At 33.8% G+C, this 23,843-nt stretch carries 25 protein-coding genes; 17 read left to right on the top strand and 8 right to left on the bottom strand.

Annotated elements, in window-relative coordinates; all coding sequences use genetic code 11:
- Positions 1–13 precede the first annotated feature (13 nt).
- Positions 14–682 (bottom strand): YceI family protein, encoded by a 669-nt coding sequence (locus GB234_RS11795; protein ID WP_151894767.1) that lies wholly within the window; start codon positions 680–682, stop codon positions 14–16.
- 156 nt (positions 683–838) lie between these two features.
- Between GB234_RS11795 and GB234_RS11790 the strand changes: the two genes are divergently transcribed.
- From GB234_RS11790 to GB234_RS11750, 9 genes are all read left to right on the top strand, one after another.
- On the top strand, positions 839–1,390 hold the full coding sequence (locus GB234_RS11790) for a nucleotide exchange factor GrpE (RefSeq protein WP_151894798.1): 552 nt from the start codon (positions 839–841) through the stop codon (positions 1,388–1,390).
- Positions 1,391–1,477: 87 nt separating this feature from the next.
- Positions 1,478–2,596: a molecular chaperone DnaJ gene (gene dnaJ, locus GB234_RS11785; RefSeq protein ID WP_151894766.1), complete on the top strand. Its 1,119-nt coding sequence runs from the start codon at positions 1,478–1,480 to the stop codon at positions 2,594–2,596.
- Positions 2,597–2,889: 293 nt separating this feature from the next.
- Positions 2,890–3,816, top strand: a complete 927-nt coding sequence (locus GB234_RS11780) for an ABC transporter ATP-binding protein (RefSeq protein ID WP_151894765.1) — start codon at positions 2,890–2,892, stop codon at positions 3,814–3,816.
- Between the two features lie 6 nt (positions 3,817–3,822).
- Positions 3,823–5,130, top strand: a complete 1,308-nt coding sequence (locus GB234_RS11775) for an ABC transporter permease (RefSeq protein ID WP_151894764.1) — start codon at positions 3,823–3,825, stop codon at positions 5,128–5,130.
- Between the two features lie 6 nt (positions 5,131–5,136).
- The gene (locus GB234_RS11770) at positions 5,137–6,072 is read left to right on the top strand and encodes a mechanosensitive ion channel family protein (RefSeq protein ID WP_151894763.1); all 936 of its coding nucleotides are present in this window, start codon (positions 5,137–5,139) and stop codon (positions 6,070–6,072) included.
- A gap of 24 nt (positions 6,073–6,096) precedes the next feature.
- Complete coding sequence (locus tag GB234_RS11765; RefSeq protein WP_151894762.1) at positions 6,097–7,008, top strand: DUF6268 family outer membrane beta-barrel protein; 912 nt, start codon at positions 6,097–6,099, stop codon at positions 7,006–7,008.
- Between the two features lie 10 nt (positions 7,009–7,018).
- Entirely contained in the window at positions 7,019–8,182 is a 1,164-nt protein-coding gene (locus GB234_RS11760) for a sigma-54-dependent transcriptional regulator (RefSeq protein ID WP_151894761.1), read from the top strand.
- A gap of 198 nt (positions 8,183–8,380) precedes the next feature.
- Positions 8,381–9,259 carry a PPK2 family polyphosphate kinase gene (locus GB234_RS11755; RefSeq protein WP_151894760.1) on the top strand — a complete coding sequence of 293 codons (879 nt, stop codon included), beginning with the start codon at positions 8,381–8,383 and terminating at the stop codon, positions 9,257–9,259.
- Positions 9,260–9,322: 63 nt separating this feature from the next.
- Positions 9,323–10,738 carry a M20/M25/M40 family metallo-hydrolase gene (locus tag GB234_RS11750; protein ID WP_151894759.1) on the top strand — a complete coding sequence of 472 codons (1,416 nt, stop codon included), beginning with the start codon at positions 9,323–9,325 and terminating at the stop codon, positions 10,736–10,738.
- A 4-nt stretch (positions 10,739–10,742) separates the two neighbouring features.
- Here GB234_RS11750 and GB234_RS11745 read toward each other — a convergent pair whose 3' ends face one another.
- Entirely contained in the window at positions 10,743–11,588 is an 846-nt protein-coding gene (locus tag GB234_RS11745) for a DUF1853 family protein (protein WP_151894758.1), read from the bottom strand.
- Positions 11,585–12,040 carry a DUF1801 domain-containing protein gene (locus GB234_RS11740; protein WP_151894757.1) on the bottom strand — a complete coding sequence of 152 codons (456 nt, stop codon included), beginning with the start codon at positions 12,038–12,040 and terminating at the stop codon, positions 11,585–11,587. The genes GB234_RS11745 and GB234_RS11740 overlap by 4 nt, the downstream gene beginning before the upstream one ends.
- A 227-nt stretch (positions 12,041–12,267) precedes the next feature.
- Here GB234_RS11740 and GB234_RS11735 point away from each other — a divergent pair, with 227 nt between their 5' ends.
- Genes GB234_RS11735 through GB234_RS11725 form a run of 3 tightly spaced genes read left to right on the top strand, consistent with a single transcriptional unit; the run spans position 12,268 to position 14,467 of the window.
- Positions 12,268–13,647, top strand: a complete 1,380-nt coding sequence (locus GB234_RS11735) for an MATE family efflux transporter (protein WP_151894756.1) — start codon at positions 12,268–12,270, stop codon at positions 13,645–13,647.
- A gap of 30 nt (positions 13,648–13,677) precedes the next feature.
- Positions 13,678–13,908, top strand: coding sequence for a DUF8828 family protein (locus GB234_RS11730; protein WP_151894755.1), 231 nt, complete (start codon positions 13,678–13,680; stop codon positions 13,906–13,908).
- Positions 13,901–14,467 carry a phosphatase PAP2 family protein gene (locus GB234_RS11725; protein ID WP_151894754.1) on the top strand — a complete coding sequence of 189 codons (567 nt, stop codon included), beginning with the start codon at positions 13,901–13,903 and terminating at the stop codon, positions 14,465–14,467. Before GB234_RS11730 ends, GB234_RS11725 begins: the two co-directional genes overlap by 8 nt.
- A 68-nt stretch (positions 14,468–14,535) precedes the next feature.
- Here the strand turns inward: GB234_RS11725 and GB234_RS11720 are convergent, their stop codons facing one another.
- The 3 genes from GB234_RS11720 to GB234_RS11710 are packed head-to-tail and all read right to left on the bottom strand — an operon-like array spanning position 14,536 to position 17,526.
- A complete protein-coding gene (locus tag GB234_RS11720) occupies positions 14,536–16,200 on the bottom strand; it encodes a glycosyltransferase family 39 protein (RefSeq protein WP_151894753.1) in 1,665 nt (554 codons plus the stop codon).
- Positions 16,178–16,819: a lipid-A-disaccharide synthase N-terminal domain-containing protein gene (locus GB234_RS11715; RefSeq protein ID WP_151894752.1), complete on the bottom strand. Its 642-nt coding sequence runs from the start codon at positions 16,817–16,819 to the stop codon at positions 16,178–16,180. The genes GB234_RS11720 and GB234_RS11715 overlap by 23 nt, the downstream gene beginning before the upstream one ends.
- Positions 16,816–17,526 (bottom strand): glycosyltransferase family 2 protein, encoded by a 711-nt coding sequence (locus tag GB234_RS11710; RefSeq protein ID WP_151894751.1) that lies wholly within the window; start codon positions 17,524–17,526, stop codon positions 16,816–16,818. Before GB234_RS11710 ends, GB234_RS11715 begins: the two co-directional genes overlap by 4 nt.
- Positions 17,527–17,658: 132 nt before the next feature.
- Here GB234_RS11710 and GB234_RS11705 point away from each other — a divergent pair, with 132 nt between their 5' ends.
- Entirely contained in the window at positions 17,659–18,594 is a 936-nt protein-coding gene (locus GB234_RS11705) for an NAD-dependent epimerase/dehydratase family protein (protein WP_151894750.1), read from the top strand.
- A gap of 63 nt (positions 18,595–18,657) precedes the next feature.
- Here the strand turns inward: GB234_RS11705 and meaB are convergent, their stop codons facing one another.
- Entirely contained in the window at positions 18,658–19,737 is a 1,080-nt protein-coding gene (gene meaB / locus GB234_RS11700; protein WP_151894749.1) for a methylmalonyl Co-A mutase-associated GTPase MeaB, read from the bottom strand.
- A gap of 92 nt (positions 19,738–19,829) precedes the next feature.
- Here meaB and GB234_RS11695 point away from each other — a divergent pair, with 92 nt between their 5' ends.
- Positions 19,830–20,258: an organic hydroperoxide resistance protein gene (locus tag GB234_RS11695; protein WP_151894748.1), complete on the top strand. Its 429-nt coding sequence runs from the start codon at positions 19,830–19,832 to the stop codon at positions 20,256–20,258.
- 158 nt (positions 20,259–20,416) lie between these two features.
- On the opposite strand, the gene GB234_RS11690 is transcribed toward GB234_RS11695, so the two are convergent.
- Entirely contained in the window at positions 20,417–20,977 is a 561-nt protein-coding gene (locus GB234_RS11690; RefSeq protein WP_151894747.1) for a DUF2911 domain-containing protein, read from the bottom strand.
- Between the two features lie 254 nt (positions 20,978–21,231).
- Here GB234_RS11690 and GB234_RS11685 point away from each other — a divergent pair, with 254 nt between their 5' ends.
- The 3 genes from GB234_RS11685 to GB234_RS11675 are packed head-to-tail and all read left to right on the top strand — an operon-like array spanning position 21,232 to position 23,807.
- The gene (locus tag GB234_RS11685; protein WP_151894746.1) at positions 21,232–21,780 is read left to right on the top strand and encodes an RNA polymerase sigma factor; all 549 of its coding nucleotides are present in this window, start codon (positions 21,232–21,234) and stop codon (positions 21,778–21,780) included.
- Entirely contained in the window at positions 21,764–22,393 is a 630-nt protein-coding gene (locus GB234_RS11680; protein WP_151894745.1) for a hypothetical protein, read from the top strand. Before GB234_RS11685 ends, GB234_RS11680 begins: the two co-directional genes overlap by 17 nt.
- Entirely contained in the window at positions 22,365–23,807 is a 1,443-nt protein-coding gene (locus GB234_RS11675) for a hypothetical protein (RefSeq protein ID WP_151894744.1), read from the top strand. The genes GB234_RS11680 and GB234_RS11675 overlap by 29 nt, the downstream gene beginning before the upstream one ends.
- Positions 23,808–23,843: the final 36 nt, after the last annotated feature.

The raw sequence follows: 23,843 nt of genomic DNA, 5'->3' as shown, positions 1-23,843 counted from the left end.
AAAGAAATACTTATTATTTGTTAGCAACAACATTTATTTCTAATGTCATCATATCGCTAATAAATTTATCTCCTAAGTTGTCGAAGAATTTTTTAGAACCATATTGAATATCCCATAATGTACGGTCAATTTCAAATTTATCACTCTTTAAACGAACAATGTTTCCTTCTTCAGAAATTGTAACAGGGAAAGTTACATTGTTTGTTTTTTCTTTCATCGTTAGATTACCACTTAAATGAGTGATTCCATCAACCATTTTTGTTCCAGTAATTTCAAAATTTGCTGTTGGAAATTTGTTTACATTAAAAAAGTCTCCTTCTTTTCCCTCAACAGTACCCATTAAATGTTGTTCAAGACTTTCTTTTCCATCACCAGCTTCTAAATCTGTAACATTAATACTCTTCATGTCGACAATAATTTTACCGCTTTCCACAACGCCATTATTTACATATAATGAACCATCATTTAAAGCAATTGTACCTGTGTGAGCTCCAGTAGGCTTGTTACCTTCCCACATAATTTTTGACTCTTGTTTGTTGACAGTGTACATTGCAGCACTTGAAGGAGCAGCAACTACTTCTTTAGCGTCAGTTGTTTCACCATTTTTTGTCTCATTTTTACATGATGTAAATCCTAGTGCTAATGCAGCAATAAGTGTAATATTTAATACTTGGTTTTTCATTGTATGTTGTTTTAAGTTATTGATTGCGAAAGTAACTGTTGGTCATTTATTTATTCTTAAAATAGTATTAAAATATGATAGTGACATTTTGACAAATTTATAATAATGGCAGTACATTTGCACCCACTCAAAAAAAATGAAAAAGTACTCAAAAACATGAGCAATAAAGATAAAAACACAAAAACAGTGATTGAAGAAGAAATTATCAACGATACTGAACAAGCTATAAAAGAAGAATCAGAAAAAGTAGTTGAACAACAGGAAGAAGAATCTGTTGAGGAAAAATTACAAGCAGAAAAAGACAGATATCTTCGTTTGTTTGCAGAATTTGAAAACTATAAAAAGCGAACAAGTAAAGAGCGTATAGAGCTTTTTAAAACTGCAGGACAAGATATGATGGTGGCAGTATTGCCTATTCTTGATGATTTTGACAGAGCCATGAATGAGTTTAGTGATGACAAAGAAGACGTACATGTTCAAGGTATGACTTTAATCAATAATAAATTGAAAGAAACCTTAAAGCAAAAAGGTCTTTCTGTCGCGGAAACAAAACCAGGAGATGTTTTCAATGCAGATTTGCATGAAGCAATTACGCAAATCCCTGCTCCGAGCGATGACATGAAAGGAAAAATTATCGATGTTATAGAAAAAGGATACTTATTAGGTGATAAAATTATTAGATATCCTAAAGTAGTAATAGGGCAATAAAATTTTTTACTTCGGAAATTTCCGAAGATTTAAAACTTTCGAAACTTTAAAATTTCAGAAAAAAGAACCCGAAAAGGGATATAATTTATGAAAGACGATTTTTACGACATATTAGGTATTAGCAAAAGCGCATCTGCTGCTGAAATCAAAAAAGCATATAGAAAAAAGGCAATTGAATTTCACCCAGACAAAAACCCTGGAGATTCCACTGCTGAAGAAAAGTTTAAAAAGGCAGCAGAAGCTTACGAGGTTTTGAGCGATGCAGATAAAAAAGCACGTTATGACCAGTATGGTCATCGCGCCTTTGAAGGCGGCGGTGGTTTCGGCGGTGGCGGCATGAATATGGACGACATCTTTAGCCAGTTTGGTGACATCTTTGGAGGTGGCGGTGGTGGCTTTAGTGGTTTTGGAGGTTTTGGTGGCGGTGGTGGCCGTAGAACAGTAAAAGGGAGTAACCTTCGTATTAGAGTTAAGTTGACTCTTGAGGAAATTGCTAATGGTGTTGAAAAGAAAATCAAAGTTAAACGCAAAAAAGTAGCTAAAGGAACCACCTTTAAAACTTGCGAAACTTGTAATGGACAAGGTCAGGTTACTAAAATCCAGAATACCATTTTAGGACGTATGCAAACAAGTGCTACATGTAGTACTTGCGGTGGCGCTGGGCAAACCGTGGACAGCAAGCCATCAAACGCAGATGCTAGTGGAATGCTTTCTACAGAAGAAACTGTCTCTATCAAAATACCTGCGGGAGTTGTTGATGGAATGCAATTAAAAGTTACTGGTAAGGGGAACGATGCACCTGGTAATGGAATAGCGGGAGATTTATTAGTCGCTATTGAAGAGATTCCTCATGAGCATTTGCAAAGAGAAGGTGATAACCTTCACTATGATATGTATATTAGTTTTTCAGAAGCAGCCTTAGGAACTTCAAAAGAAATTGATACAGTTACAGGAAAAGTAAGAATCCCAATAGATAGTGGAGTACAGAGTGGAAAGATTTTGAGATTAAGAAAAAAAGGAATTCCAAGCATAAATGGATATGGAACAGGTGATTTGTTAGTGCATGTTAATGTGTGGACACCTAAAACATTAAATAAAGAACAAAAAGAATTTTTTGAAAAAATGACTGATGACAGTCACTTTCAGCCCAAACCTGAAAAAGAAGATAAGTCTTTTTTTGAAAAAGTTAAAGATATGTTCTCATAATTAACGTTTCATTAAGAAATTTTATTATATTTGGATATCACTACTTCTTAGTGGTGATAATTTTTCTTTTTCATAGCAATTTTTTTCCCTCCCTCAATGCAAATTGAGGGAGGGTTTTGTTTTTGTATAAAACAAGTTTGTAATTTTAACTTATACAACGTTGGTAAAAATTATTTTGTTAGTTTTTCTGTAACAATTAATATTATCAACCTACTAACGAAGCATAAAAATGATACGGTTTGAGAAGGCAAGTTCTTCTCAATTCAATACATTTGCCAACTATAAATCTTACTATGGAATATCTACTGAAAGCTGAAAATGTTTCCAAATCCTACGGAAATTTTACTGCATTAAACAATGTGACTATTGAAGTCCCCAAAGGAAGTATATTTGGACTTTTAGGTCCTAACGGTGCAGGGAAAACAACACTTATTCGTATAATTAATCAAATTACGATGCCAGATAGTGGGAAAGTTTTTTTAGATGGAGAAACATTACAACCACATCATATACAAAACATAGGATACCTTCCCGAAGAAAGAGGGTTGTATAAATCAATGAAAGTGGGAGAGCAATGTGTTTATTTAGCTCAGTTAAAAGGCCTCAGTAAGGTAGAAGCAAAAAAAAGATTAAAATACTGGTTTGAGCGTTTAGAAATTGGAGATTGGTGGAATAAAAAAATCCAAGAATTGAGTAAGGGTATGGCTCAAAAAATCCAATTTGTTGTTACCGTACTACATGAGCCAAAATTGCTCATTTTTGATGAGCCATTTAGTGGTTTTGATCCAATTAATGCAAATCTTATTAAAGATGAAATTTTAAAACTCAGAGATGACGGTGCTACAATAATTTTTTCTACACACCGCATGGAAAGTGTAGAAGAAATGTGCGATCATATTGCTTTAATCAATAAATCTAATAAAATTTTAGATGGTAAATTAATTGATATTAAAAGAGCATATCAATCAAATACTTTTGAGGTAGGTTTGCTTACAGATGATAAAACCGCAGTAACGACTGCATTAAAAGAAAGATTTGATTTGCAACCAGCATCATTTAAAAGTATTAATGATGAGTTACAGTATAAAATAAAAATCCCTCAAAATGTAGCGCCAAATGAGTTAGTAAGCTTTTTAACATCTAAAGGGCAACTAAACCATTTTGTTGAAGTGATTCCGAGCGCAAATGATATTTTTATTGAAACCGTACAAAAAAACTAAACAGTTATGAATCACCTTCCTTTAATTATTAAGAGAGAATATATTAATAAAGTACGCAACAAGTCTTTTATAATAATGACCTTTTTGAGTCCGTTAATATTTGTGGGTATTTTTGCATTAGTAGGTTATTTGTCAAGTGTTAATAATGACAAAGTTCGTACAATTTCGGTCTTAGATGAAAGTGGCATGTTTGCTAGTGATTTTGAAGATACAGATACTCAAAAATTTAATATTCTTTCGGGTATTACGCTAGAAGAAGCCAAAAAACTCAATGAGGATTCAGGAAATTATGGATTATTACATATTCCAAAGACCCTCCACATTACAGATTTAGCGAAACAAACCACATTTTATTCAGAAGAATCACCTTCACTAAGTGTTATTTCTAAAATTGAAAATAATATTGAGGATAAGGTTAATGGCGCTATTTTAAAAGAAAATAATATTGATGCTTCTCGCATTGAAGAATTACGCGTTATTGTGGAGACTAGACAGGAATCATTTAAGGGAGAAGAAACCTCAAAAGAAGGTTCATTTGCAAAGTTAATTTTTGGTGGGGCAGCAGGTTACTTGCTTTTTATGTTTATCATTATTTATGGTAATATGATTATGCGTAGTGTTATTGAAGAAAAGACAAGTAGAATTGTTGAAATAATTATTTCTTCAGTAAAGCCTATTAAGTTACTACTAGGTAAAATTATAGGAACGTCTCTAGCGGGAGTAACTCAATTTGTAGCTTGGGTAGTTTTGATAACAATATTGAGTACTGTTGTTACATTAATTTTTGGAATTGATCCCGCAGCGATGCAGGCACAACAACAAGAAATGATAGCACAAGGCGCAACAGGCTCTCCAGATATGGCTATGAAAATTTATAGCGCTTATGAGAGTTTACCACTTATTAATTTAATTATAATGTTTTTGCTATTCTTTATAGGTGGTTATTTATTATATGCTTCTTTATATGCGGCAATTGGTGCAGCAGTAGATAGTGAGACAGATACACAGCAGTTTATGTTACCTATTTTAATGCCGTTAATTCTTGCTGTATATGTAGGTTTCTTTACTGTTATTGAAAATCCACACGGTATTGTGGCACAAATTTTTAGCTATATTCCATTTACTTCACCAGTGGTAATGTTGATGAGAATTCCTTTTGGAGTTCCTATTTGGCAACAAATAATTTCAGTAGTCATTTTATTTGCTACTTTTATGGGGATTGTTTGGTTTGCTGCAAAAATATATCGTGTAGGAATATTAATGTACGGAAAAAAACCAACATATAAGGAGTTAATTAAATGGCTTAAATACTAGAAACACGTGCAAGAAGAAAAAGTTGCTGATAAAATAAAAGAGGTTGTTGAGGAAGATGTTTGGGGAACCATTCAAGATTTTTTGAGTTATGAAATTATTGAATTTGGTGACAAAGAACATTTAGTAAAAATTACTCCTTGGGCTATTATTGCTGTCGTTTTAGCTTTTTTATTAGCAACTTTTGTGTTGAAATGGATTAGAGTATTCTTTACCCGAAAAATGGACACGCAGGATACTAATAAGTTTATTAGTGTTTTTAAATTTATCAAATATATTACTTATGTAGTAGTAATATTTGTAGTGCTTAGTGTCTCTGGTATAAATATTACTCCTTTCTTAGCAGCTTCAGCAGCATTATTAGTTGGACTTGGTCTTGCGCTGCAAGAATTGTTTCAAGACGTAATAGGAGGTGTTTTTATTATAATTGATAAGTCTCTATTAGTGGGTGATATTATTGAGGTAGATGGCAAAGTAGGTCGTATCATTGATATAAAGCTTAGAACTACAAGAGCAATTACAAGAGATGATAAAATTATTATAATCCCCAATCACAAATTTATTACCGAGACAATTTACAACTATACCCAAAATCACCGTACAACTAGAGAACTTGTGCGTGTTGGAGTTGCATACGGAAGCGATACAAAACTTGTTGAAAAATTATTAATACAAAGCGTACATGAGCAAAGAGGTGTTTTAAAAAGTCCAAAACCTTTTGTTCTTTTTGAAGATTTTGGTGACTCTGCATTGGTTTTTAGCGTTTTATTTTTTTTAAATGATAGTTTTGCAGACCCAAGAATAAAAAGTGAAATTCGTTTCAGAATTGATAACTTGTTCAGGGAGAATAAAATAAGTATTCCTTTCCCACAAAGAGATGTACATATTTTTAACAATACTTTAGATTCAAATAATCAAAATTCAGACAACTTATCTGTAGATTGAGCCTTAAATAATATCATTCAATTTATGAAGAGAAGTTTTTTAATTGCTATTCTCCTCTTGGGGGTAGCACCGTTTTGTTATGCGCAACTTACAGATTTAGGTAGGGTTGAATATACTTATTTTCCTCAGGGAAATTCTGAAAACTCTTTTAAACGTTTTCGGGCTTTTGTCAATGTTCCATTTCAAGTGAGAGAAGATGGTTATATTGTTACTGGATTTGAGTATCGTAACTTCTTCTTAAAGTTAGAAGATCCCGCAACACTTGCTGCGATAAATAAAACAGACTTAGAGCATTATCAATCTTTTACATTTAGCCTTGGGTATACAGACAAATTTAAAAACAGTGATTTAAGATGGGCGCTACAAGGAGAAGTTAAGGCTGCATCAAATTTTAATACTAGTTTGACAGGGGAAGATATTATTTTTGGTGGAAGCGGTTATTTAATTTGGGATAAAACTGGAGATGATGAAAAAGATAATTATCGTAAACCATGGAGGTTAGTATTAGGACTAAATTACTCTACTACAGCAGGTCGTCCATTTCCATTGCCATTTATAAATTATTATAGAGAGTTCGCTCCAAAATGGAGTTTTGGTCTTGGAGTTCCTAAATCTAATGTAAAATGGGAATTTGTAAAAGATATGGAGCTTCAAGGATTTGTAACGCTCGATGGTTTTTTTGCAAATATCCAAGATGATACTGTTGTTACATTAGCTAATAATGAAAAAAAAATAGCTTCAAATGTAGGTTTTACAACATTATTAGGTGGTTTAGGATATGAATGGGAGTTTGTTGATCATGTTTTGTTCTACGTATATGGAGGTCATACTATAATCAATGACGTAAGATTAAGGGATGCAAATGATGATGATGTATTTACTATCAATGACACAGGAAGTTTTTATACCCGTGGAGGTATCAAAATAAAAATTTAAATAATTAAATATGCCTAAAATATTAATCATCGAAGATGAAGCGGCAATACGTCGTGTACTCGTTAAAATTTTAAGCGAGGAAAATGACACATATCAAGTTACTGAAGCCGAAGATGGTCTTGCAGGAGTAGAGCTCATAAAAGATAATGATTATGACTTAGTACTTTGCGATATCAAAATGCCTAAAATGGATGGTGTTGAGGTTTTAGAAGCCGTAAAAAAGATCAAACCAGAAACACCAATGGTAATGATTAGTGGCCACGGCGACTTAGATACTGCGGTTAATACAATGCGTTTAGGAGCCTTTGATTACATTTCAAAACCACCAGACTTAAATCGTCTCTTAAATACTGTTCGTATTGCATTAGATAGAAAAGAGCTTGTCGTAGAAAACACGCGTCTTAAGAAAAAGGTGAGTAAAAATTATGAAATGATTGGTGAGAGTGATGCCATTGTCAATATCAAAGAGATGATTGAAAAAGTTGCTCAAACCGAAGCAAGGGTATTTATTACGGGGCCTAATGGTACTGGAAAAGAATTAGTAGCGCACTGGATTCATCAAAAAAGTGATCGCCACAAAGGCCCAATGATTGAAGTAAATTGTGCTGCGATACCTAGCGAGCTTATTGAAAGTGAGTTATTTGGTCATGTAAAAGGAGCGTTTACTTCAGCAAATAAAGATCGTGCAGGAAAATTTGAAGCTGCAAATAAAGGAACAATTTTTTTAGATGAAATTGGTGACATGAGCCTTTCTGCTCAAGCAAAAGTACTTAGAGCATTACAAGAAAATAAAGTGCAACGTGTAGGGAGTGATAGGGATATTAAAGTAGATGTACGTGTAGTTGCTGCAACTAATAAAGATTTAAAAAAGGAAATTGCCGAAGGGAACTTTAGAGAGGATTTATACCATCGTCTTGCAGTGATTTTGATAAAAGTGCCAGCATTGAATGAGCGTAGAGAAGATATTCCATTATTGATTGAATATTTTACAAAGCGTATAGCTAATGAACATGGAACATCTCAGAAAAAATTCTCTGAAAAAGCTATTAAATTACTTCAAGAGTACGACTGGACTGGAAACATTCGTGAACTTCGTAATGTAATTGAGCGTCTTATAATTTTAGGTGGAGAGGAAGTAAGTGAAAACGATGTAAAACTTTTTGCTACTAAATAAAACTATATTTTAGCTTCCGCGAAAATTTTAAAGATTTAATACCTGTGATAATCCATTAAAGATTGTTACAGGTTTTTTAATTTTAGAAGTAATTTTAAAAAATTTTGTAATATAAAATCATCGACTATCGTCTATTAACTACTTGATAGTTTTAGAATCTTTTTCCGTATTTTACGTAACATAAAACAATAGCAATTTATGAAATCCATTAACATTTCAGAATATAAAGTAACAACTAAAGTAACGATAGAAGACACTAAAACATTTATCGATTTAAAAGCTTCAAAAGACGATATTGAGGATGAACTTGAAGACACACGAGAGCGATTAGGAGAGTTGCAAGACACCTTGTATGCACATGGTAAATATGCAGTATTAGTTTGTTTGCAAGGTATGGATGCAGCAGGTAAGGATAGTTTGATACGCGAGGTTTTTAAAGATTTTAATGCAAGAGGAGTTGTTGTGCATAGTTTTAAAGTACCTACTGAACTTGAGAAGAAACACGACTTTTTGTGGAGGCACTATATTGCTTTGCCCGCTCGAGGAAAGTTTGGTGTTTTTAATAGAACACATTATGAAAACGTATTAGTTACAAGAGTTCACCCTGAGTATATTATGGGTGAAAATTTGCCTCATGTTGATAGCGTAGAAGATATTGACGAAAAATTTTGGGACAAGCGTTTTGAACAAATTAATAACTTTGAGAAAACCATTGCAGAAAATGGAACAATTATTTTTAAATTCTTTTTAAACCTTTCAAAGGAAGAACAAAAAAATAGACAGTTACGTAGATTAAGAAAGACAAATAAAAATTGGAAATTTTCTGCGGGTGATTTGGATGAGCGTGATTTATGGAGTGATTATATGCGTTGTTATGAAGATATTTTAAACCGTACTTCAAAAGAACACGCTCCATGGTATGTTATCCCGTCAGACGATAAACCATCTGCCAGGCTTACCGTTGCGAGTATAATGTTGCAAGAGCTTCAAAAATACAATGATATAAAAGAGCCAGAACTTGATGATAAAACAAAGGCAAGAATAGATGAGTTTATTGCTAGACTTGAAGGGGAATAAATTTAAAGAATCAATGAAACTATAGTCGTTTTAACGAGATACTACACTAATTAATATTTTAGAATGAAAAAACAAATTTCTATTTTCACCATCCTACTATTAACAACTACTGTGTTGTTTGCTCAAAAAGTAAATAAAGAAGACTCTATACAACTACGTAAAATTTATAATGCATCATTACTTGACGGTAAAAGTTATGATTGGTTGGACCATCTTTCAAATAAAATAGGAGGACGTCTTTCTGGATCAGCAAATGCAGAAAAAGCCGTAAAATATACGCAAGCAGAACTTGATAAATTAGGGTTAGATAAAGTGTGGTTGCAACCAGTTATGGTTCCTAAATGGGTGAGAGGATTAAAAGAGTATTCTTTTATGGAAACAGGTCCCGGAATTACAAGTATAATGGATATTTGTGCTTTAGGAGGTTCGGTTGCAACTCCTAATGCTGGTTTAAAAGCGGGAGTTATTGAAGTAAAAAGTTTAGAAGAATTAGCCGTTTTAGGAAAAGAAAAGATTCAAGGAAAGATAGTGTTCTATAATCGACCAATGCAGGCAGATTTGATTCATACTTTTGAAGCCTACGGTGGTTGTGTAGATCAGCGGTATAGCGGCGCTGCCGAAGCTGCAAAATATGGCGCAGTAGGGATTGTAGTACGTAGTATGAATCTTCGTCAAGATGATTTTCCACACACAGGAGCTATGAGTTACGGTGATTTGCCAGAAAGCCAGAGAATTCCTGCCTGTGCAATTAGTACCAACGGCGCAGACAAATTGAGTAATACCTTAAAATTAATCCCAAATTTAAATTTCTATTTTAAACAAAATTGTAAAGTATTTCCAGATGTACAGTCACACAACGTTATTGGAGAAATCACAGGGAGTAAATACCCTAATAAATATATGATTGTTGGTGGACACTTGGATTCTTGGGATTTAGGTGATGGCTCGCATGATGATGGGGCAGGAGTAGTACAATCAATGGATGTGTTGCGTTTATTGAAAAAAACTGGTTATAAGCCAGAGCATAGCATTAGAGTGGTACTTTTTATGAATGAAGAAAACGGATTACGAGGAGGTCGTGAGTATGCTACTCAAGCTAACCTTAAAAAAGAAAATCATGTTTTTGCTTTAGAAAGTGATAGTGGAGGATTTACCCCACGAGGATTTTCTTTTGATTGCGACGATGCAAATTTTGCTCAAATCCAGAGTTGGGAGCAATTATTTAAGCCCTACCTAATTCATTATTTTGAAAAGGGAGGTAGTGGAGCAGATATTGGTCCATTAAAAAAGGACGGGATAGTTTTAGCTGGATTACGTCCAGATTCTCAGCGTTATTTTGATTACCATCATGCAGAAAGTGACACGTTTGATGCAGTCAATAAAAGAGAATTAGAACTTGGAGCTGCCACAATGACAAGTCTTATCTATTTAATGGATAAATATGGTGTTAAAAACTCAGCAGCACAAATTAAAAATTAATGTGTTATTGAGTATTCCACCAAACAACAAAGAATTTTGAAATTTGAGCGCCCTGTTTTTTATAAACCTGCGGCGCTCTTTTATTTTTTATTTCTTCGGAAATTTTAGCCTTAATTTCATATGGGTTAAACCATTCTACAATTTTAGAAGATGGTAATAACCACTCTCTTTTTGAAGGCATAGCATATTTACAGTCATCTTCAAAAATTAAATCTTCAAAATAAACCCAAGTGCCTACAATACATTGTTGGTATGCTGTAGGAAGCTTTTGAACATCAAACCTTTTAGGAACATAAAAAGATGAGGTTAAGTAATATTGCTGAAATATTTTTTCAGTATTAATTTTTGCCGCTTCTAATGAGGGAGTAGCAAATGGGTTAAAAAGTAGCGGAAATTGTTTTTTTTTAAATTTTACTACTTTGTCAAACAGTGTATCTTTTCGGTTGGGTCCAATCCATTTTTCTTCAAAAGTTGTACTACTAGACTCGTCAAAAAGATAGAATTTGCAGGCTAGTTCTATGTGAATGATCTGGTTGCTAAGTTTATTTTTAATTAAATAATCAAGTTCGCCAATAGTCTGTTTTTTAGCATTAATCTGGATGTTAGCAGCAAGTAATTCAATTGTTTTAGAATTTTTTAGTAACAATTCAAAAAGAAATTCAGCTTGCTTTCCTAGAATAATATTAGGTAGTTGAACGCCAGAAATTTCCGAAGTAATTTTATCAATCTTCTCTTCTGGAAATATAAATGGTTGATATGGAAATTTTTTAGAAAATAAATCAACTACTGGAATATTAAGAAAATGAGCTACGATGTTATTCATTTCCGAAGAACTTTTAGAACCTCTCATTTTTTTATAACACTTTCATAGGTGGCAATCCATTCATTAACAGTTGTTTTACTTGCTAATTGACCAATGAGGTCAAATGGAATGCGGCTTTCATTTTTAAATCGAATACAGCTTTTTCCCATATCTAGCTTTGTTTTAATGACTTTGCTGTGTTCTTCGGTAAACCACTTTAAAAGCTCAGGATCACTATAAATACCAGAATGATATAAATTAACACTGTTTTTTTGTGAAGCTAGGTTCATAAATGGTAATGGTTGAGTGGTGTCACAATGGTAGCCATTAGGATAAATTGAATGGGGGACAACGTAACCCAACATGCCATAATTCATGCATTCTTCAAAACCATCTGGAAGATTTTTGAGAATAATATTTCTAAGTTTTGAGACTATATTTTTGCGTTCTTCGGGAAGTTCTGCTAGATACTGTTCTGGGGTTGTGGCTTTAGATTGCATATTTTTTTGATGTAATAATATATAATTTTGATAAGATTTCAATGTAGTAAAATTGTAATATATAAGGGAGGCTATCTTCAGAAACATTTATAGATTAATGCATAAAAATAAATATATTTATGTTTAAATATCTATTTCTTTTTTAAACCAAATTTCCATGAAATAACAAAAGTTTAAATCAAAAAGTAACTCCCACATTTCCTACATTTGCGTAAAATTTATTTACGTTGAACATAAGTCAATACACTAAAGAGTTTTCATATAATACAAAGCTGGCAATGCCAGTAATCTTGGGTATGTTAGGGCATACGGTGGTTGCTCTTGTGGATAATATCATGGTGGGGCAGTTGGGAACGGCGGAGCTTGCTGCGGTCTCCTTAGGGAATAGTTTTATGTTTGTTGCCATGTCTTTAGGGATTGGGTTTTCAACAGCTATAACTCCATTAGTTGCAGAAGCTGATGCAGAAGGAAACTTCGAAAAAGGGAAATCATCTTTTAAGCATGGTTTGTTTTTATGTATAGTTTTAAGCGTTTTGCTTGCAGCAACCGTTTTTATTGCAAAGCCAGTAATGTATACAATGAAACAACCTCCAGAGGTTGTAGAACTGGCAATGCCTTACTTAACGCTGGTTACTGTTTCATTAATTCCTTTAATAATTTTTCAAGCTTTCAAACAGTTTAGTGATGGAATGTCTTTAACAAGATACCCAATGTACGCTACTGTTTTAGCAAACTTGGTTAATGTGTTGCTTAACTATATGTTCATTTTTGGAAAATGGGGTGCACCAGAATTAGGTGTTGTAGGAGCCGCTATTGGTACACTTGTTTCACGAGTGATAATGGTACTTTATTTATGGTACTTGTTATATAAAAAAGAGAAGTCAAGACCATTTGTAATTGGTATAAAACTATTCACATTGTCAAAAGTAATGTTGAAAAAAGTTGTCAATTTAGGGTTTCCCTCAGCACTCCAAATGTTTTTTGAGGTGGCAATTTTTACTGCGGCAATATGGTTGTCTGGTATATTAGGGAAGAATCCACAAGCTGCAAACCAGATTGCACTTAATTTATCCTCTATGACCTTTATGGTTGCAATGGGCTTTAGTGTTGTTGCAATGATACGTGTGGGAAATCAAAAAGGATTAAAACGATTTGAAGATTTACGACGCATTGCATTTTCAATTTTCTTATTATCATTTTTATGTGCTGTAGTATTTGCATTAATGTTTTTAATATTTAACACAGCATTTCCTAAAATGTATTTAGATTATGATAATCCTTTAGAATTTAAAAATAATGCTGAGGTAGTCTCTATTGCAGCCCAACTATTATTAGTCTCTGCGATATTCCAAATAACCGATACTATTCAGGTCGTAGCGCTAGGAACTTTACGTGGGATGCAAGATGTAAAAATCCCAACAATCATAACATTTATTGCTTATTGGGCAATTGGATTTCCAATTATGTATTATCTAGGATTGTTTACAGATTATGGCAGCACTGGAATTTGGTTAGGATTACTGGCTGGATTGACAGTTTCAGGGATCCTCTTATTTATAAGATTTAATTATCTTTCAAAAAGATTAATTCTTAGTCAAAGCAAATAAACTATAAACCATAAATTACAAATCATTCAAATGGAATTCCCAAAATACCTTTTAGGCGATAACAGCGATTATCCCACAGCAATATTTATAATTCATACAGAGTTCCCACGCTTTATCATCAACCTTGAAAACGATGAGGTGGAATGGCTAGAAGAGTTTGACCAGCATGACCAAAAAGAACTAGAAGCAGAAACCGAAAATTACATTAAAGAAGCTACCGCATTTTACGATAGAGAAATTGACCGTTACGAGGATGATTGAAACACTACTGCAATATGACGAGCAACTATTCTTATTTCTCAATAACTTGGGGAATACGAGTTGGGATGGTTTTTGGAAAATCGTAACCGAAAAATGGTCTTCAATCCCATTGTATGCGTTCTTGTTATATTTAGTATTCAAGCAATTTGGCTTACGTTCTACACTTATAATAATGGTTTGTGCCGCATTAATGGTGACTGCAAGTGATCAATTAGCGAGCCTCTTTAAATATATTTTATTTAAACGCCCAAGACCTTGTAGAGTTGAGGCTATACAAGAGCACATGCGTTTTGTAGCAGATGGCTGTGGTCGTTACGGGTATTTCTCAGCACACGCCGCGAGTACCATGGCAGCAGCTGTATTTTTAGGATTACTTTTAAAGCCATATTACAAATACCTTCCCTTTATTTTACTTTTTTGGGCAGCGGTTGTAGCGTATAGTCGTATTTATTTAGGCGTACATTATCCGTTAGATATCATTACAGGCATGTTTTTTGGCGCATGGATTGGGTATGGAATCTTCCGTTTAAACAAATGGGCACAGATTAAATTTCAATAACAATAAAAGACAAGAACAATTTATCATCCCACAAAGAAGAGATGTCTAAGGAGGGTTTTTAAATAAAATTATTCTTGTATCTCCTTTGAAGTAACAGTAACCACAAAGAAATCCCGCCATAATCTAGTCTTATGTTGTCTATTACCAACAGGTTGCGGGTTCATATCGTAGCGAGTAATTTTCTCTATTCTGAAATTTCCACCATCAACAAACGTTTCTTTAAATAACTCCTCGTCATGTTCGGCAACAAGAATTCCAAACTTTTTATTGTTTTTAATGATATTCACTTCGTCATCAAAAAATAACGGAATAGTATCACCAAAATCCCAAATCATTTCAGGAGTAAAAAATGTCAAATCATAAATTGGAAGATTGTCATTTTCAACCTGCCATTCCCTTAATTCACTCATTGCTTTATAGTCAGGATTCACCTGTGTTGATTTTGCTAAAGGAAGCCCAAAACACGTAATACTCGCAATAAAAGCAATGGTTAAAAAGAAAACGGGACGTATTTTTTTTAATTTCAAGTTTTTGAAAATCAAAAGACCTAAAGTGAACAAAGTTATCGATAATAATGCAAACCAAATCCACTTAGCACCAAGGTTAGCATCTTTTAAAAACACAAAACCTATTATTGGAAAAACTACTCCAATAAGCCCAATCAAACCAAAATTAAAATACACTGGTACCGTTTCTCTTTTGTTACGAATTTCAGAAAAACGTCTAAAGAGATATTCAATATAAAACCCGCAATTCAATGCCAAAGGAATTAAAACTGGAAGAAGGTATCTAGATTTTTTTTCAGGAATAATTGATAATAACACAACCGAAGCCATTGTCCATAAAAAGGTAAATAAATACGCTTTTTTATTAAATACTCTGTTTTTTAAATAGGGATACAGCAAACTAATAAATGCGGGGATTGTCCAAATTCCACTTTGCGTAAAGAAGCTCCAGTAATAATAAAATGGGCGTACGTTATAACTTGTCCAGTTCCCAGTTTCTTTGTTTGTTATGGCAAGTACTGTTTCTGGGTCTTTGATATAAGTATAATAATGCCACCAACCGGAGAGCACTAAAGCGATAACTAAAAACAAAACTATTGGAATTATGCGCGATTTAAAGTTTTGGTATTTGTACGTAAAACCATACGCGATTAAAAATGGTAGTAATAATGCATAAAGTGACACAGGACCTTTACTCATAAAGGAACAACCAAAAAATAGTGCAGCAATAATAATGTGCATATATTTCCTCTTTTCCGAAGTGAAAAATAAATACATTTGGTAAATACACACCATCATAAATCCATGTGTAAAAATATCCCACTGCCCATTTCGGCCTGAGAAAACTATGTAAAATGATGTCGCTAAAATGAGTGCACTAATAAAGGAGTATGTTTTATGTGCGGTATATTTTAATGCTAATTTATAGGAGGTTAATACGAGAACAAGGGTGATCAATGCCGCTGGAAGTCGCATAGCAAATAAGCTTTTTAATCCAAATATTCCCGCAGAAATTGCAGTAAGCCAAGTAGGTAAAGGTGGTTTTTGATAGCGTGGTTCTCCGTTTAGTGTTGTTAGCAACCAATTGTTATCTTGTAACATTTCGCGCGCTGTTGCAAAATTGCGAGCTTCCATGATATTTACCCAGATTGCATCTAGATTTATAAAAAAGATAGCAATGCATGCGATTACTAATAACAGTATATTATTTTTCTTTATTTGCTCCATCAAGTTGTCTTTTCCAGATAAAAATATTACGAATGTAAATTATTAACCCTGCACAATGTCCTACAAATAATACAGGATCTTCACGTAATATGGCATAGGTTAAAATTAAAGCAGCACCTACAACACTCATGCGCCAAAATCCAACAGGCAACTCAGATGATTTGTTTTTTTCGCTATATAACCATTGGTAAATAAAACGCAGAGTAAAAATAATTTGGGCAACAATCCCTAAGACGAGTAACCATAATGGTATGGCATCATTTTTAAATAACTTTTCTACATCATATTCTCCATTATTATAACCATAAATCACAATAATAATGGGGAAAATAAGCAAGAAAATCTGTACAATTTTATTTGCTTTTTGCCATTCTCCCTGCAATTGTAAATTGCGTATATATATATAATAAGTAAGTGCTTGACCTAGCATTATAGCAAAGTCATCTCTTAAATAACCATATACAAAGAGTAAAAAAGAGGCGAGTAAGCTAAGTTTCCAAAAAACAGAAGGCGTAACAACTTTTTTGCTTTTTTCAGATAAAAGCCACTGTAACAATAACCTCCCAGAGAAGAGTAATTGCGCAATAAAACCTATGCTGTAAATAAGCCAACTACTCATCCTTTACTTTCAATAGTATAGTTGATATATTTTTTCTTCATCCATAAATAAGCAAAACAATCCATCAAAGGGCCTAAGAGGCGATTCCACACTCCAAATTTTGCCGTACCTGCAACACGTGGAAAATGCTGTACGGGTACCTGTAAAACCTTACCATTTTGTAATAAGATCATTGCAGGTAAAAAACGGTGCAACCCTTCAAACATAGGTATGCGTTTCGCATATTCTGTTTTTATAACTTTTAATGGACACCCAGTGTCGTCCATTCCATCATCAGTAAATGCACGACGAATTCCATTTGCAATTGTGGAAGACATATTTTTTACAAAAGAATCCTTGCGGTTCGATCGAACTCCTGTTACTAAATCGTACGTATTACTTTGCGCAAGTAATAAATTAAAATCCTCTGGCGCAGTTTGTAAATCACTATCAATATATCCCAATAATTCTGTGTCAACTGCGTCAAAGCCAGCTTTAATCGCTGCACTTAAACCTCTGTTTTCTCTAAAATTTAAGAAACTGAAAGCTTCATTGCGTGCGCAAATAGCTTCTATCATCGTTTGGCTTTTATCTTTTGAGCCGTCATTTACAAATAAGATTTTAGTCTTTTTTGTGGCAATTTTAGTGTAAGCTAATAATTCTTTTTCAACACGTTCAAGATTATCTTCTTCATTATAAACGGGAACAATAATTGTAAATTGATACATAAAATAGGTGCGGTTATTTTTGCAAAAGTATTCCTTTTTTAAATAATGCGGCTAATTTAAAAGCTTGCGGATAAAAAAGATGTTATTTTTACAGCTTACGCGAAAATTTTAATCATTCAACCCCTTTAGTAAATGAGAATATTAGTAACAGGTGCTGCTGGATTTATAGGCTCCCACACTTCCGAAAGATTAGCGAAGCTGGGGCATACCGTTTATGGAATTGATAATTTTTCAGTGTATTACGATATCAATCTTAAAAAGAAAAATACTCAAAGCATTCAAAAGGCAGGCGTTACTTTTATTGAAGGAGATTTGAGGATAGAGCATTTAGAGACTTTATTTCCTAAAGATTTAGATTATATTTTTCATTTTGCAGCCCACCCTGGAATTTCAGCAACCAGTTCGTTCGATGATTATTTGAGTAATAATGTAATTGCAACCCAGCGTGTGATGGATGCGATTGAAAATTTAGAAAACCCACCATTTATCGTAAATATTGCTACATCTTCCATTTATGGATTAGAAGCAACACTTACCGAAAATGAAGCTCCACTGCCAGTTTCTTGGTATGGGGTCACAAAGTTAGCAGCTGAGCAATTAATACTTGCTTATGCTCGTCGTGGTTTAGTCTCAGGATGTTCATTACGATTATATTCTGTATACGGTCCACGCGAACGCCCAGATAAATTGTACACAAGATTGATTGATTGTGGCCTTAATAATAAAGTATTTCCATTATTTGAAGGGAGTGAAAAACACCTGCGCAGTTTTACTTACGTGCAAGATATTGTGGATGGAATTGTAAGTGTTATTGGCAAAGAAAAAGTAACAAACGGAGAAATATTCAACCTCGGTACAGAAGAAGAAAATACTACAGCTACAGGAATTGAAATTGTAGAACAACTACTTAATACTAAAATAGCAATTGATAAAAAACCAGCTCGTCCTGGTGACCAATCACGTACAAAAGCAAATATAGATAAAGCAAGAAAGTTGCTGAATTATAATCCTAATACTTCAATGGAAGAGGGGTTGCAAGCGCAGATTGATTGGTTTAAAGATTTGTGATTTAAAAAAAATACATAATTCTCAACTACGCTCAAACGGACAAACTTAAAAGATTTTAGAAGATTAAAGCATCTCTAATAAAACATCAGCAGCTTCAAATGGCGTAGTTTCATTCGCTTCTATTTTTTCTAGCTGAAATTTTAATTCCTTCTTAATTGTAGTATTGTTGTAAAAATCACTTTTTAATCTACTCTCTACAGTTTGAAGTAACCAAAATTTATGTTGCTCAATCCGTTTCTTTTGAAAGTGCCCAGCTTTTTTCATTTCAGAAATAAAATCAGAAATCATTCTTGAAACTTCGGTAATACCATTATTGTTGAGAGCACTGCACGTTAATGTTTTTGCAGTCCATCCATTCGTTTTAGGAGGGTAGAGGTGGAGTGCTCGGTTAAATTCGGTTTTTGCTAGTTTTGCGGCTTTAACGTTTTCGCCATCGGCTTTATTGATTACAATGGCATCTGCCATTTCTATAATTCCGCGTTTTATTCCTTGCAATTCATCTCCAGCTCCAGCTAATTTCAGAAGTAAAAAAAAGTCGGTCATGGAATGTACGACGGTTTCACTTTGGCCTACGCCTACAGTTTCAATAATTATGTGCGTGTAGCCAGCAGCTTCGCATAAAATAATAGCTTCTCTAGTTTTACGGGCAACACCTCCAAGAGAGTCACCGCTTGAGGAAGGTCTAATAAAAGCGTTTGCGTCTTTAACTAAAGATTCCATTCGGGTTTTATCGCCTAGGATGCTTCCTTTACTTACAGAGCTACTTGGGTCAACGGCGAGTACGGCTACTTTTTTTCCACTCTGTGTTAGTGATATGCCAAATTGCTCAATAAAAGTGCTTTTTCCAACGCCTGGAACACCTGTAATCCCTATGCGAACAGCGTTGTTTGCATAGGGAAGACAATGTTTTATAAGCGCTTTTGCTTGCTGTTGATGTTTTTGTGCAGTGCTTTCAATCATTGTGATAGCTCGGCTAAGTGCCGTTTTATCTCCATTAATAATACCATTAACTAGCTCATCAACCGATTGCTTTTTTTTACGTTGGTTTTTTAACTTTTCGGCGGCTGTTTTACTTAAGGTTGCGGGTTGCTCTACACCTTGTTTTTCATTCAACGCACTTGTATTTTTCTCTTTTTTGCTCACAATTCGAATTTATGAATATTTTATGAATCTAGGTTTTAAAAAACGTAGTTTGCTTAGTATCTTGTTGTCACTAAATATTAAAAAACAAAAAGATGAAAAAATTATATGAAGCTACTTCAACAGCAGTAGGTGGGAGAAAAGGCCATGTAAAGAGTGAAGACGGGCCTATAGATTTAAACTTATCTGTTCCTAAAGGAATGGGTGGAGACGGTGGTGATGGGACAAATCCTGAGCAACTTTTTGGTAGTGCGTATGCTGCTTGTTTTGGCGGAGCATTAGGATTAATTGCTTCAAAACATGATGTAAAGTTAGATGGTGATATTGAAGTTTCTGCAACTATTAGTATTCATAAAACAGATAAAGGAAACTTGCAATTAGCAGCAGTTCTTGATTGTGTTTTGCCTGGTGTAGATACAGAAAAGGGAGAGGAGTTGATTAATGAAGCACATGAAGTATGTCCATTTTCAAGAGCAACTCGTGATAATATTGACGTAACACTTAATTTGATGGTATTAGAATAGTATTACCATTTTATTGAATGCAAAAGCCTGCAATTAAATATTGCAGGCTTTTACTTTTTTTGCTAGTCTCGTATTTTTAAAAAATGCCAATAAAATTAAATTACTTGTTAATGATACCTGCTCAAATTGCATTATGACAGGTCTATACTGAAAATTTATTATATAACTGTAATACTAACTGGCACAGCAACTTTGTCCCAAGAAAAAATCATTGTCACTCCAAGTTGCGTCTCCACAAATTTGATGGTAAAGTTCTCTGCAGGAGCAAAGTTTTGTACAGTAGTCACTTCGGTTATTAGTGCGTCATGTTCTGGTTTTCTAGATGGTTTTTGACCTACAATAGTTACTCCCCATTCGTATTGTTTTTTATTAAAAATGACCTTCCAAGTTTTTTCTCCAGGAATTGTCCATAACGTATAAACTCCAGCAGGCAATAACTCACCATCTATTAGTAGGTTTTTATTAGTTGAAAAAGTGGTAGCTTCATTTGCGCCTGTACGCCATACTTGATTATAAGGGACGAGCTTTCCAAAAATAATTCTGCCTTTCTTTGAGGGACTGCTATATGTTGTACTTAATGTTAGGTTGTTAGTTCTATATTCCACAGTTTGTTCTGGACTGTGTTTTTTTGTTACATTTTTCATGATAGGCCCCACTACAAAATACAACAATAGTGTAAGAATGCAGATTATGGCGAGAAGCCAAATTAGTATTTTCATAATAGGGTTGTTTTGTTTAAAGCAAGGTAGGAAAAATTGACTTTAGTCTATTTACTATTAAAGAACTTTCGCCAGTTATAATACGGTAAATTACATTTCGTTATAATCAGTTTATTTTCAAGATTAAATTCACTTTCATTTATAGCTATCTTTATCATGAAATTAAAATTTCAGAAGAAAATAATAACACGTTGCAACACACCTAAAAAAAAATCGTCTTTACCGTGAACACCAACGAAAAAACCCATCAATTAGTGTCAAATTCATTACTTGTTGAACAATGCCGGGATAACAATCCTAAAGCGCAACTTGCCTTGTACAAGCAATATTGTGACGGGATGTTTATTGTAGCGAGTAGATATTTAAAAGATACTGCTGCTGCAGAAGATGCCATGCAAGAGGCATTTATCAAAGCGTTTAAAAAGATTGAACAGTTTAGTGGTGACGTTACCTTCGGAGCTTGGTTAAAACGTATTGTTATTAATACGTGCCTTGATGAGTTGAAGAAGAAAAAGATTTATAAAGAGGAAATTAACGAACAAACATTACATATTGAGGATGATGAAGATGTGGGCTGGGAAACTGATGACGGCACAACAATGACCGCAATCAACCAAGCTATTGAAAAACTATCACCCAATTATAAAAATGTAGTGCAATTATTTTTAATCGAAGGGTACGACCACCAAGAGATAGCTGAGGTGTTAGGAATAACAGAGAGCGCATCTAGAACTAACTTACATCGCGGAAAAATCCAATTACAACAACAATTAAAACATTTACAATATGGCACAGGATATTAGAGAGCTTATGAAAGGGAAACCATCAAATGAGCCATCATTACCACTAGGACACGAAGCACGCTTTGAAGCCCGTTTGCAAGCTGCTTTTGGTGATGAGAAACAAACCTCGGGAACTAAGAAACCTATGATTTTCTGGATGCAAGTTGCAGCTGTAGCTATTGCCTTTGTGGCTGTTAGTTTTTTTGGCTACAATGCGTTGACAGAGAGTAATGGAGATAATACAATTGTAGAAAACAATCCAACTATTGAGGGACTCTTAAATGAAGATGGAACTCAAAAACAAGAAAAGATGATTCGCTTGGGAGATATATCGCCAGAGATTAAAAGAGCAGAAAGTCTTCTAACAGCAGGGATTAATATACAATTGAAATCACTTGAAATTACAGATGACAATAAAGATGTAATTGACGGTTATATGAAACAACTGGACGCACTTAAAGATGAATATGAGCAGCTTAATTTAGAGCTCAATGAAGTAGGTCCTAACGAAGAAACCATCACTGCACTTTTTGACAATTTAAAAATGCAATTAGAACTTGTCTTAAAGTTAAATAATAAACTAAAAGAACTAAAAAATCAAAACAATGAACAAATTAGTAGTATTGAAGCATAAACTTACCACAATGCTAGCGCTAGTGGTAGTTGCTGCGGGTTTTTCTCAGGAAAAATTTGTGGAGTCTTATGGCGCTTCAGATGAGATGGTGGTGACGGTAAATACATCGCATACCAATGTCATTTTTGAAACGTGGAATAAAGACAAAGTAGAGGTGGAGGCCTTTATTGAAGGAGAGAGTTTAACAAAAGCAGAAAAGCAGCAATTGTTTGATGACTGGAAGTTTAATGTCCTCGGAAATTCTAAAAACGTAGTAATTACGTCTAATGGAAAAAATAGTAATTGGGAAGGAATAAGTTCATTATCTTCTTTAGAATCTTTAGGAAACTTAGAGTTTTTAGGCCCTTTGATTGAAAATGCATTAACGCCTGTTATCAATGGTGTGAGCTCACCAGAGTTTACCGAAACTATTATGCGTAGTGTAAGTAATATAGACTTCAATTATGAAGAATATAAGAAAGATGAAGAAGGCTATATGAAAAAGTTTGAAGCTAAAATGGATAAAAACTTTGGAAAAGATTTTGAGCGTGACATGGAGAAATGGGGAAAAAAGATGGAGCAGGAGTATCAAGAACGTTTTGGTCCAGAATGGGAAGCTAAGATGGAAGAATGGGGAAATAAATTTGGGAAAGACATGGAGCAATGGGGAGAACAGTTTGGTAAAGAGATGGAGAAGTGGGGAGAGCAGTTTGGTGAAAGTTTTGGAGAAAACATGGAAGAGAGTATGAAAGAGCTTGAGAAGTCAATTGAACGAGGAATGAATGGAGGAAATTCTAATACAACGATAATTAGGAACGATGAAAATTACATCCCTAAAGTAAAACGCACGATAATTATTAGAATGCCAAAAAATACAAAGACAGTTATTGATGTACGCCACGGCGAAATCAAAATGGCTGATGCATTTAATGTAAAAGCCACATTGAATCACACACCATTTACAGCAGAACGAATTGATGGGGGTAAAACCCTCATCAATGCTGCTTATGCACCTGTTATTGTGAAAGATTGGAAATTTGGAACCTTATACGTGAAATTTGTAGAAAAATGTGATATAGGAAATGTGGAGAGTATTCAATTAAATGCAAATTCTAGTGATGTTAAAATTACCGCTATTAATAAAGAGGCTTTTTTAACAGGTTCGTTTGGTGCATTAGTTATTGGAAAAATTTCAAATGATTTTAAGACGTTAGAAATTGTATTACGTAATACAGATGCAGCAGTCTCATTACCAAACACTTCTTTTTCTTTTCTATTTAATGGTAAAAGATCAACATTAAAATACCCTAAATCATTACAATTAACTTCTGAAAAGCAAAACGAAAGAGTTTTAGTAAAAGGATTTAATAGCGTTGCAGATAAGAGTAAAAATTTTAGAATTAATGCCGAATACAGTAATTTAATTTTACAGTAATTTATAATTGTTTAGCTAACCAACCTAGTTACTAAT

Source organism: Patiriisocius marinistellae (assembly GCF_009014635.1).
GTDB lineage: Bacteria > Bacteroidota > Bacteroidia > Flavobacteriales > Flavobacteriaceae > Patiriisocius > Patiriisocius marinistellae.
The sequence above is the reverse complement of the archived record's forward strand: the minus strand, read 5'-3'. Positions and strand labels throughout refer to the sequence as shown.